We start from the raw sequence: 11,804 nt of genomic DNA, 5'->3' as shown, positions 1-11,804 counted from the left end.
CACCATGCGTTTGAAAAACCGGAGTGCCCTGATTACCGGGGGTGCACGAGGCATTGGCCGTGCCATTGCTGAATACTATGCCCGTGAAGGAGCCTGGGTCGCGGTGGCGGATCTAGATGCTCAGGCCGCGGCTGAGACGGCCCGAGCCATTGAGGCTGAAGGTGGTACCGCCATGGCCCTGGCGATGGATGTCACCGATGAAGTCGCGGTCAATGAGGGGGTGGCGGCGATTGTCGAGGCCTGGGGTAAACTCGACATTGCCTTGGCCAATGCGGGCATCCAGCACATCGACCCGGTCCACACGTTGAGCTATGCCGACTGGCAGAAAGTCGTCGATGTGCACCTGGGGGGGGCTTTTCTGGTCACCCGCGCCGCTCTCCAGCAGATGTACGCCAATGGTGGTGGCACCATGCTGTACATGGGGTCGGTACATTCGCTGGAAGCCTCGCCGTTGAAGGCGCCCTATGTCGCTGCCAAACATGGCATGCTGGGGCTGTGCCGGGCGGTGGCGAAAGAGGGGGCGGAACACGGGGTGCGCAGCAACATCATCTGCCCCGGTTTTGTCCGTACGCCGCTGGTGGACAAGCAGATCCCGGAACAGGCCCGTGAACTGGGTATTTCCGAGCAGGAAGTGATCAGTAAGGTCATGCTGAAGAACACCGTGGATGGCCAGTTCACCACCGTTGAAGATGTTGCAGAACTGGCGGTCCACCTGGCCGCGTTCCCGTCTGCTGCCCTGACCGGGCAGTCGGTGGTGGTCAGTCATGGCTGGCACATGCAGTAGGCCCTACGCGTAACAGGAGAGAGGAATGAGCAATACCGAACAGTCGCCGGTGGTGTGGACGCCCACCGACGAGGTGCTGGCCAACTGCCAGATGACCCGTTTCATGCGTGCGCTGGAAGATCAGGGCCACGGTCCCTTTGCCGATTACCATGACCTGCACCAGTGGTCGATCGATAACCTTGAGCCGTTCTGGCAGGCGGTCTGGGATTTCTGTGGCCTGCGTTGTGATACCCCCGCTGAGCGGGTGCTTGGCAAGCGCGACATGCCGGGGGCGGAATGGTTTCCTGGCATGCGCCTGAATTTCGCGGCTAACCTGCTGCGGCTGGCGGAAGGTGATCACGCCGATCGGGAAGCCGTGGTGGCCTACTGCGAAACCCGGCCGGTATTGCGTCGGAGCTACCACGAATTGAAGCAGGACGCCGGGGCTCTGGAAGCCTTCCTGCGCAGCAAGGGTATTGTCGCCGGGGACCGGGTGGCGGGCATTGTCACCAATGGCTATGAGGCCCTGGTGGGGATGCTGGCGGCCACCAGTCTGGGGGCGATCTGGAGTTCCGCTTCGCCGGACTTTGGCACCGGCGCGATCCAGGACCGTTTTGGCCAGATCGAACCGTCAGCACTGATCGTGGTGAATGGCTACGGCTATGGTGGCAAGGTGTTTCCGCGGCAGCAGGATTTCGAGGCACTGGCCGCCAGGTTGCCGAGCCTGAAAACCGTCATCAGCGTGCAGCAGTTGCCAGACCAGCCGCATCTGGGCGGCGGGCTGGTTACCTCGTGGGCGGATGCCCTGGCGTTCGGTGAAGGCCAGGCGCCGTCGTTTACCCCGATGCCGCCGGATCACCCGGTCTACATCCTCTATTCCTCCGGCACCACCGGCAAGCCCAAGTGCATTGTCCATGGCAATGCTGGCCTGCTGGTCAATCACGCCAAGGAACTGATGCTGCAGGGTGACGTCGGTCCCGATGACCGTTTCCTTTATTTCACCACCTGTGGCTGGATGATGTGGAACTGGCAGGCCTCGGCGCTGCTGACTGGTGCCGCGGTGATCACTGTGGACGGTTCTCCCGGTTACCCGGATCTGAACGCCCTGTGGCAGACCGTGGCCGAGGAGAAAGTTACCCACTACGGCACCAGTGCGCGTTTCATTGCGGGCTGTCGCAAGGCCGAACTGGCACCGGCGAAGACGCTGGACCAGAGTGCCCTGCGGGTGGTGTTTTCCACCGGTTCGCCTCTGCTGCCGGAAGATTACGACTGGATCTACAGCGACGGTGCCCCAAAGGCACTGCTGGGCTCTATCGCTGGTGGTACCGACATCTGTGGCTGTTTCGTGGGAGCGACCCCGCTGTTGCCGGTGCGCCGGGGCGAGATCCAGTGTCGTTTTCTCGGGGTTGATGCCGTCGCCTATGGTGAGGATGGTCAGCCGGTGGGCGAAGGTCGCGGCGAACTGGTCTGCCGCCAGCCACTGCCATCGATGCCGGTCGCTTTCTGGAATGACAGCGATGGCAGCCGTTACCACGACGCCTACTTCGACACCTACCCGGCGGTCTGGGCCCACGGTGACTTTATCGAGTTTACGCCGCACGGTGGTGCCATCATCTATGGTCGCTCCGATGCCACGCTGAATCCGGGCGGGGTGCGTATCGGCACCGCCGAGATCTACCGGCAGGTAGAAACGGAGCCCGCAGTGAAGGACAGCCTGGTGGTGGGACGGCAGATCGACGGCGATGTCGAGGTCGTGTTGCTGGTGGTGCCTGCCGATGGCGCCGAGATGGATGATGAGCTGGTGGCACGGCTGCGCAGCCGTATCCGCGAAGGTGCCAGTCCCCGTCATGTGCCCCGACATATTGTCCCGGTGCCCGACATTCCTTACACTCGCAGTGGCAAGAAGGTTGAGCTCGCGGTCGCACGGCTGATCAATGGCGCCGCGCGCAGCGATAACCGCGATGCCTTGGCCAATCCCCAGGCCCTGGACCAGATCCGCGACGCGCTCGCGGCAACATCACTGCTGCCTTCCAGCTGATCCCGGTGAGCCCCGCAACGGTGCGGGGCAACTCTCCGAGTTTTCGTAGTTTTTCCGAAAGTTCCGTAAATAACGGCATTTCACACCATTGTCACGGCCGTTTGGGACACTTAATTCAGTTCTTATACTAAGATCTTACTCATTGAACTGAAAAAACTGGTATCTTTATACGCCCACGAAAAGTTCGTACTCAGTCTTCGTCACGACCGAGCGTTCACAAGACTCCCGGTCTGGCCCTGACCGTCCTGAACTCCAACATTAAGCCAGAGGACGAAAATGACCGCATCAAAATCCAAGATCGTGTACACCCTCACCGATGAGGCCCCCGCCCTAGCCACGCGCTCGCTGCTTCCTATTCTGGAAACCTACGCCAAGCCCGCTGGTATCGAGTTCGAGACCAGCGATATTTCGCTGGCGGCCCGGATTCTGGCGACCTTCCCGGATTACCTCAGTGAGGATCAGCGGGTACCTGACGCCCTGGCGGAACTTGGTGAATACACCAAGAACCCGGAAGCCAACATCATCAAGCTTCCGAACATCAGTGCCTCCATCCCGCAGTTGCGCGCCGCGATCAAGGAATTGCAGTCACAGGGCTTTGATCTGCCTGAGTACCTGGAACACCCGGAAACCGAGAAAGAAGCAGAAGCCAAGGCCCGTTATGCCAAGGTTCTCGGCAGCGCGGTCAACCCGGTACTGCGGGAAGGCAACTCCGACCGTCGCGCCCCGGCCGCGGTCAAGGCTTTTGCCCGCAAGCATCCGCACTCCATGGGTGAGTGGAGTCCGGCGTCCCGTACCCACGTCGCGCACATGCGTGATGGTGACTTCTACTCCAGCGAACAGTCCCTGACCCTGGACAAGGCCACCAACGCCCAGATCGTGTTCGAGAACACCAAGGGTGAGAAAACCGTTCTGAAAGCCGACCTGCCGCTGCTGGAAGGTGAAGTGCTGGACGCCATGTACATGAGCAAGAAGGCGCTGTGCAAGTTCTTTGAAGACGTCCTCGAAGATTGCGAAAAGACCGGCGTGATGTTCTCTCTGCACGTCAAGGCCACGATGATGAAGATCTCTCATCCGATCGTGTTCGGCCACGCGGTGAAGATTTTTTACAAGGAGCTGTTCGACAAGTACGGCGACCTGTTTGACGAGATTGGCGTTAACCCCAACAACGGTCTCTCCAGCGTAATGGAGAAGATCAAGCTGCTGCCGGAATCCAAGCAGGAGCAGATTCAGGAAGACCTGCACGCGTGCTACGAGCACCGTCCGGAAATCGCCATGGTGGACTCCGTCAAGGGGATCACCAACCTGCACGTGCCGAGCGACGTTATCGTTGACGCCTCCATGCCGGCGATGATTCGTAATTCCGGCAAGATGTGGGCCCGTGATGGCAAGCTGAAGGACACCAAGGCGGTCATGCCTGAGTCCACCTACGCCACCATCTACCAGGAAGTGATTAACTTCTGTAAGACCCACGGCGCCTTCGATCCGACCACCATGGGCACCGTGCCCAATGTCGGCCTGATGGCCCAGAAGGCTGAAGAGTACGGTTCCCACGACAAGACCTTCGAGATGACCGAAGACGGCGTGATGCGCGTTGTTGATGGTGACGGCAACACCCTGACCGAACATCAGGTTGAGAAGGGCGATATCTGGCGAGCTTGCCAGACCAAAGACCTGCCGATCCGCGACTGGGTCAAGCTGGCGGTTAACCGTGCCCGTGCCTCCGGTATGCCGGCGCTGTTCTGGCTGGACGATGAGCGTGCCCACGACGCCGAGCTGATCAAGAAAGTCGAACTGTACCTCAAGGATCACGACACCGAAGGTCTGGATATCCTGATCAAGAGCCCGGTACGCGCCATTCGCTGGACCATGGAACGACTGATTCGTGGCCTCGACACCATTTCGGTGACCGGTAACGTACTGCGAGACTACCTCACCGATCTGTTCCCGATCCTGGAGCTGGGCACCAGCGCCAAGATGCTCTCTGTGGTGCCGCTGCTGGCCGGTGGTGGCCTGTACGAAACCGGTGCGGGCGGATCTGCGCCCAAGCACGTGCAGCAGCTGCTGGAAGAGAACCACCTGCGCTGGGATTCCCTGGGTGAATTCCTGGCGATCGCGGTTTCCCTCGACGAGCTGGGCGAAAAAGAAAGTAACGTCCGTGCCCGTCTGCTGGGCCAGACCCTGGACAAGGCCACCGAGCGCCTGCTGGAAAATAACCAGTCTCCGTCCCGTGTCACTGGTGAGCTCGACAACCGCGGCAGTCACTTCCACCTGGCACGCTACTGGGCGGAAGAGCTGGCCAAACAGGACGAAGATGCCGAACTGAAGGCCTACTTCGCCAAGATCTCCGAGCAGGTTGAGGCCAATAAGGACAAGATCCTGGAAGAAATGAGTGTCATCCAGGGGCACCCGGCCGACATCGGCGGCTACTACCATGCGCCTGAAGCACTGGTGAGCAGCGTGATGCAGCCGAGCGAAACCTTTAACCGGATTCTGGCCGAGGCTCGCGCCTCTGTTGCCTGAATGATCTGACAGCGGTTACGCGCTGACAAAAACCCGGGCTCCGCAAGGTGGTCCGGGTTTTTTCGTTCTGGCTTATGGTGGCGAAACCGGTTAAAACAGACAGTGTGTCACCCAAGGTCTCCGCTGCGTGTTATCCGGCAGCGAAAGGCCCTGATCCGCTGTTGGGAGTGAGCGACTGTGCAAGAGCAAATCCGCCATACCATCGAAATCGGTTGTACCCCGAACACCCTCTACCGCTACGTAACCCAGCCCTGGCTCTGGCATGAATGGCACCCGAACTCCCGTTCGGCGCAAGCCTCGGTCAGCGAACTGTCGGTAGGCGATGGTTTCGATGAGGTGATCGAGCTGCAGCCGTTATCGCCACTGCCGTTCACCCTTCGGCGGGAAACCCGTTACACCGTCCTTAACGCCAACCCGGACAGCCACTGGTGTGTCGAAGGGCGGATGTCCGGGGGCTGGCTTCAGATCGACTACCGCTTTCGCGAGTCTGCCGGTGGTGTCGAGTTCACCCGCACCCTGACCTATGAAACCCGCGGCCTGAACCGGCTCCTGGCCCCGTTGCTGCGACCACGGATGAGGCAGATGTCGCTGCTGGCATTGACTAATCTGAAGGCCAGGCTGGAAGTGTCCGGCTAAGTCAGTCGGGTGCCGGAATTGTCTCCGTTGTACTGAATTCTGCCCGTGCCCGTCCCTGCTCTTTGGCCCGGTATAACGCCTGGTCAGCTTCAGACAGCAGTTTGTCGAAGCTGTTGTGGTGCCACTGGGCAATACCAATGGATACCGAGAGCGACAATTGTTCATCCTGAATGGGGACGGCGATGGTCCGGACTCTGTCGAGGAGCTTCTGACTCAGGCGGGCCAGGTCGACGGTGTCGGACTCCGGCACAATGATAATGAACTCCTCTCCACCCCAGCGACCGAAACGGTCCATGGTTCGTATGGCGGACTGCACGCCCAGGGCAAACGCCTGCAGGCAGCGGTCACCCATGTCGTGGCCATAACGGTCATTGATCTGTTTGAAGTGGTCCAGATCCAGCAGGAGTATACAAAAGGGTCGTTGGGTTCGTTGGCTGCGCTCCACTTCCTCTTGTCCCAGTATCTGGATTTTGCGTCGGTTATAAATGCCTGTCAGTTCATCGGTGAGGGCGAGTTGCTGGAGTCGCTGGTTGGCCTCCGACAGCTCTTCGGTGCGCATCTGTACCCGCTCTTCAAGCGCTTCATTCAGTTGCCTTAACTCGGACAAGGCAAGTTCCAGTTCAGTCGATTTACGGCGGTTCTGGTGAACGAAGGCCGCAATGTAGAGCACCAGCACGGTAAACAGAACTGTAAATTCCTGGGTTAACAAGGCACTTTGATCCTGCTGGTCGCGGATGAAGGGACCTATGCCTGCAGCCGTGCTAAATGCGGCATAAAGGGCAACAACCGCGGCGAGGATCGAGCTAGCCAGCGGGCTAAAGCGGACACCAATCCAGACAGGGGCCAGAAGTACAGCCAACGGGGTGAGCGCGAGGTAGTTTTCCGATTGCAGGTTGGCTGAAAATACCAGAAAGCAGATGGTCAGCCCGATCACCCAGGCAACCAGAAGTTCGAGCTGTTTTGATGCAGGCAAGTTCAGCCCGGGGCGGGCCTCGGCAAGGGAGAACATCATATGCATGCAGGGGGTCAGGATGATCAGGCCGGTCGCATCCCCTATCCACCACAGCCGCCAGGACGTCAGGAATGGAGAGTCACTGCCCAGAATGAAGGTATACACCGATGCGCCACCTACAGCGGCAAGCGGTGAGGCGATAAAGAATACGGTCACCAGGAACACGCCCAGGTCCGCGGGATCTTTCCAGTCTACTGCGCCCCCTCGGGCGTAGCGTATGAGTGCAGCGGCCAGCATGCATTCAGTCGCGTTGATCATGCCGAACAGCACGGCTTCGGTGACGGTAAACGCGGGCACATCCGCGGCAACCTCCGCCACGATTACCGCCAGCACAATGGGAGGCCAGGACTTGACCGGCCGGCACAGCAGCGCAGCGAGGAGAATGGCATTGGGTGGCCAAAACACGACAATGCCACTCTCCAGGGCGGCAAAGTGGACACCGATATAGGCGCCCAGGTAATACAGCAGCGCGGTGGCCAATGGGAACAGGGTGAATGGGTATCTAGACAAGGTCATGCCCTCTTTCTATGTCTGTCCCTGTTCACCATCATGTAGAGGACACATCCTTAATGTTCCCAAGCCTTTTGCAGGCTTAACGGCAAGGTTTACTACACGCTTTTAATACTAGCAGTCACTTGCTGAACTTGATCACAAAGCAGGTCAGAAGTTGATCAATATCATTTTTCAGCACGGCTGACGATCGTGACGCCATGATGGCTGATGCGCGTGTCGTTTGTCAGGAACAGGTACCGAAAGTCCGGTAAAGCGCTAAACTCTGGGAGTTGGGCCGGGCTGACAGCACAGAACGCCAGCCGCCTTTTAACAACGATGTGATGACAGGGGAACGTATGGACCGGAAATTTGTACTGAGTGCTTTGGGCTACGCCATTATCGGCATGATGCTGGGTATTTACATGGCGAAGACCAAGGATCATGGTCAGTTCGTCACCCATGCCCACATCCTGCTGGCCGGGTTTGTGGTGTCCTTTATCTACGGCCTTTGCCATAAGCTCTGGCTCACCAACAGCGAATCGCGATTGGCGGGTATTCAGTTTTACCTCCATCAGGTCGGTGTGGCGGTGATGTCGCTCGGTTTGTTCCTGCTTTACGGTCAGTTTATTGACCCCCAGGTGATTGATCCTGTGCTGGCACTGTCGGCGGTGATGCTGCTGGTTGGGATGGTGTTGATGAAGGTGCTGTTTATTCAGTCGATGCGGGGCGATCACGATGGCCATGGATCGGTCTGACGCTCTCGCCGCGCTCAACAACCTGCCCGATGTGCGCGACGGCCTGACCCGCATCGAGCGTATTATCCTCTATGTACTCAACGAAGCGCAGCAGGAACGGGGCGGTCGTTCGGTGCCCTCGGCCATGGTCTATGGCCGGGTGCTGGAATACGTCGATATCGGTGAGGTCGAGCTCCAGCACTACCTCGACCGGCTCGGGGTAAGCGGTCGATAAGGTGATGCCTCTGGGCTCCCGTCGGATGTGGTCTATCCTTGCCAGTAGGGCCGTTCACACGGCATCAGGCTGGATTGCATAACAGGAGGTTGGGATGCCACTCCCCGTACCGCTGACGGAAGCCCAGGTCTACCATCGTTGCCCGCCTGAGGTGTTGTCGTTTGCCACCACTGAGTCCCTTGACGATCTCGAACTGCCCTGTGGCCAGGAACGGGTACTGAGGGCACTGGAGTTCGGTGCGGGCATGTCGGCAGCGGGCTTCAACCTGTTCGTGCTGGGGCCTTCCGGGGTGGGTAAGCATGACTTGGTCAATCGCTTCCTGACCCGTCACGCGGCGCAGCAGACGGTGCCCTCCGACTGGTGTTACGTACTGAACTTCCAGCAGGCCGAGAAACCCCGGGTGCTGGCGTTCCCTGCAGGACAGGGGCGCAGCTTCAGGCAGGATATGGCGGATCTGGCGAGTGAGTTGCGGACGTCGGTACCGGCCACCTTTGAAAGCGAGGAATACCAGGCCCGTCTGCAGGAACTGCAGGAAGAAGTCAGCCAGCATCAGCAGGAAGGGCTGAGCGCGATCCAGCAGGAAGCCAACGACAACAACATTGCCATGATCACCACGCCGACCGGTTTTACCTTCGCCCCGATGCGGCGTAATGGTGAGGTGATCGATCCTGACGACTACCAGAAGCTGTCCGACGATGAGCGCACGCTGATCGAAAGCAAGGTCGAGGATCTGGAGAAGAAGCTTCAGCAAAGCATTCAGCAGATCCCCAAACTAAGGAAGGAAGTGCGGGAGCGAGTGCGTTCCCTCAATGAGGAAATGGTGCAGCTGACCCTCGGCGCCCCTATGGGTGAATTGCGGGAGCGCTGGTCACACCTGCCGGAGGTGATTCGTTATCTGGATGCGGTGCAGGAAGATGTGGTGGAGCATGCGGAGCTGTTCCGTGACAATGAGCATGGCCCCCCCAAGGCCCTGCTGGCCCGCTATGACATCAACCTGCTGGTGGATAACGCCGACACCCGGGGCGCGCCGGTGGTTTACGAAGACTTGCCGAGCCATCAGCACCTGACCGGCCAGATTGAACATCATGCCCGTCAGGGTACCCTGTACACCGATTTCACGCTGATCCGCGGAGGTTCGATACACCGCGCCAACGGTGGTTACCTGATCATCGACGCCCGTCGTATTCTGACGCAGCCACTGGCCTGGGAAAGTCTCAAACGGGTGCTGTTATCCAGCGAACTCCGTATCGAATCCCTGGAGCGGCTGTACGGACTGATGAGCACCGTGAGCCTGCAGCCGGAGCCTATACCGGTATCGGTCAAGGTGGTGCTGCTGGGGGATCGCATGCTCTATTACCTGCTGTCCCATTACGACCCCGATTTTCTGGAACTGTTCAAGGTTGAGGCCGATTTCGCGGATGACCTGGAGCGCCGCGAGGACGGTTACCTGCTGTACGCCAGAATGGTGGCCACGATTGCCCGCAGCCTCGGCACCCGGCCGGTGCAGCGGGACGCCGTGGCGCGGCTGATCGAACACGGCAGTCGCATGGCAGACGACCAGCGTAAGGTGTCCGCCCACGATCGGGTGATTCGCGACCTGCTCAGTGAGGCCGACCATTGGGCGGGGACTGAAGGCGCCCACACAATGGATGCCAGTCACGTGCAGCGGGCCATTGATGAGCGGGAGTATCGCGCCAGCCGGGTGCGGGAACTCAGCCGCGAGCAGATCACCCGGGGCATTGTGATGATCGCCACCAAAGGTCACGCCATCGCCCTGGTTAATGGCCTCTCCGTGCTGCAACTGGGAGCGTCGCGCTTTGGCCAGCCAACCCGCATTTCCGCCACTGCCCGACCGGGTAAGGGGCAGGTGGTGGATATCGAGCGCGAGGCCAAGCTGGGTGGGCCGATCCACAGCAAGGCAGTGATGATCCTGTCGCGCTTTCTGGCCAGTCGATACGCTGGCGAGGGCGAGCTGTCGCTGTCTGCCAGCGTCGCCTTCGAGCAATCCTATGGCGGCGTGGAGGGGGACTCGGCATCCGTGGCGGAAACCTGTGTGCTGCTGTCGGCCATCGCCCGGATTCCGTTACGTCAGTCCTATGCCGTGACCGGTTCAATGAACCAGCACGGTGATGTGCAGGCGGTAGGCGGGGTCAATGAGAAAATCGAAGGCTTTTTCGATGTCTGTCGTGAAGCCGGTGTGGTTGATGGCCAGGGCGTGCTGCTGCCGGCCAGTAATGTCGAGCACCTGATGTTGAGGGCGGATGTACGTGAAGCCGTGGCGGATGGCCGCTTCCGGATCTACCCGATCAGCCATATCGACCAGGCCATTGCCCTGCTGACGGACCTGCCGGCGGGAGCGCCGGATGCGGACGGAGTATTCCCTGAAGGCAGTGTCAACGCCGCCGTGGCGGAGCGACTGTCACGGTTTGTGGCTATCAGCAAGGCGCAGGATGATGAGGCCAAGCCATCGGAGCCAGGCGGAGAAAACGACCATGGCTAGCCCGACCGGCGCGGCGGGGCCGCCCGGGCGGATACTGGTGCTGCTCGACGGCTCGCGCCTGAGCCGGGCGGCCCTGGCCGCAGCGGCTGACATTGCCGGCCGTGAGGGCCGTGAGGTGCTGGGAGTCTTTGTGGAGGAGGACAATCTGCTGCGCAGCGCGGCCTATCCGTTTACCCGCGAGGTTGGCGGTACCTCCGGTGAGCGCCGCCCGATGGACCGGATTCTCCTGGAACAGCGGTTGCGTCGGCTGGCAGAACGGGCGCGGTCAGCACTGACCGAACTGGAGGCGCAGCGGGGGTTTCCCTGTGACCTCAGCGTGATCCGCGGACATGTGGTGGACGAGGTATTGGCGCTGGCCCGACCGCAGGATCTTCTGGTGCTGGGGCGTTCCGGCTGGTCGGAGGCTATTGGTATGCGTCTGGGCTCGACCGCCCGCGGTCTGATGCATCAGGCGCCCGGAGTGGTGTTGCTCTGGTGCGAAACACGCAAGCCGGTGCAACGGGTGGTGGTACTGCTTAACGACCATGACGATGCCAACGAGCGGGCCCTGCTCGCGGCCCAGTCGGTTTGCCGGCATCGCCAGCAACCGGTCACGGTGGTGGTACCGGCCGGTGATGGCCTGACGGCCTCGAAACTGGCTGATCTCAAGGCGGCAACGGCGGTATTTGGCAAAGGCTGTCGGCTGCGTCAGCTGGCGTCGATGGGGGCAGCCACGGTGGCTCGGGTGTTGCGGGAGGAAGGGGCTTCCCAGCTGGTCATCAGCCGTCAGTCGGCACTGTTTTGTCAGCCGGGCATCGAGCCATTGCTGCTGGCCCTGAACCTTCCGGTTACGGTGACCCCGTAACCGGAGGACGCCACCGTTAACGGGTGGCGG

9 protein-coding genes are annotated in these 11,804 nt (G+C 60.3%); 8 read left to right on the top strand and 1 reads right to left on the bottom strand.

Going from position 1 to position 11,804, the window contains the following annotated elements; all coding sequences use genetic code 11:
* Positions 1-4 precede the first annotated feature (4 nt).
* The 4 genes from BLV11_RS15795 to BLV11_RS15780 all read left to right on the top strand — a co-directional run bounded on the left by BLV11_RS15795 (position 5) and on the right by BLV11_RS15780 (position 5,957).
* Entirely contained in the window at positions 5-784 is a 780-nt protein-coding gene (locus BLV11_RS15795; protein WP_091812328.1) for a 3-hydroxybutyrate dehydrogenase, read from the top strand.
* Between the two features lie 25 nt (positions 785-809).
* Positions 810-2,801, top strand: a complete 1,992-nt coding sequence (locus tag BLV11_RS15790; protein ID WP_091812327.1) for an acetoacetate--CoA ligase — start codon at positions 810-812, stop codon at positions 2,799-2,801.
* Between the two features lie 276 nt (positions 2,802-3,077).
* A complete protein-coding gene (locus tag BLV11_RS15785; RefSeq protein WP_091812326.1) occupies positions 3,078-5,321 on the top strand; it encodes an NADP-dependent isocitrate dehydrogenase in 2,244 nt (747 codons plus the stop codon).
* Positions 5,322-5,498: 177 nt separating this feature from the next.
* A complete protein-coding gene (locus BLV11_RS15780) occupies positions 5,499-5,957 on the top strand; it encodes an SRPBCC family protein (protein WP_091812325.1) in 459 nt (152 codons plus the stop codon).
* 1 nt (position 5,958) lies between these two features.
* Here the strand turns inward: BLV11_RS15780 and BLV11_RS15775 are convergent, their stop codons facing one another.
* Positions 5,959-7,485 (bottom strand): sensor domain-containing diguanylate cyclase, encoded by a 1,527-nt coding sequence (locus tag BLV11_RS15775; protein ID WP_091812324.1) that lies wholly within the window; start codon positions 7,483-7,485, stop codon positions 5,959-5,961.
* Positions 7,486-7,817: 332 nt separating this feature from the next.
* Here BLV11_RS15775 and BLV11_RS15770 point away from each other — a divergent pair, with 332 nt between their 5' ends.
* The 4 genes from BLV11_RS15770 to BLV11_RS15755 all read left to right on the top strand — a co-directional run bounded on the left by BLV11_RS15770 (position 7,818) and on the right by BLV11_RS15755 (position 11,774).
* Positions 7,818-8,216: a TonB-dependent receptor gene (locus BLV11_RS15770; RefSeq protein ID WP_091812323.1), complete on the top strand. Its 399-nt coding sequence runs from the start codon at positions 7,818-7,820 to the stop codon at positions 8,214-8,216.
* Complete coding sequence (locus tag BLV11_RS15765) at positions 8,203-8,430, top strand: hypothetical protein (protein WP_091812574.1); 228 nt, start codon at positions 8,203-8,205, stop codon at positions 8,428-8,430. Before BLV11_RS15770 ends, BLV11_RS15765 begins: the two co-directional genes overlap by 14 nt.
* 94 nt (positions 8,431-8,524) lie before the next feature.
* Positions 8,525-10,930, top strand: a complete 2,406-nt coding sequence (locus BLV11_RS15760) for a Lon protease family protein (protein ID WP_091812322.1) — start codon at positions 8,525-8,527, stop codon at positions 10,928-10,930.
* Entirely contained in the window at positions 10,923-11,774 is an 852-nt protein-coding gene (locus BLV11_RS15755) for a universal stress protein (protein ID WP_091812321.1), read from the top strand. Before BLV11_RS15760 ends, BLV11_RS15755 begins: the two co-directional genes overlap by 8 nt.
* Positions 11,775-11,804 lie beyond the last annotated feature (30 nt).

The sequence above is a fragment of the Marinobacter mobilis genome (assembly GCF_900106945.1).
GTDB classification, from domain to species: domain Bacteria; phylum Pseudomonadota; class Gammaproteobacteria; order Pseudomonadales; family Oleiphilaceae; genus Marinobacter; species Marinobacter mobilis.
This window is presented reverse-complemented; position numbering and strand designations above follow the sequence as displayed.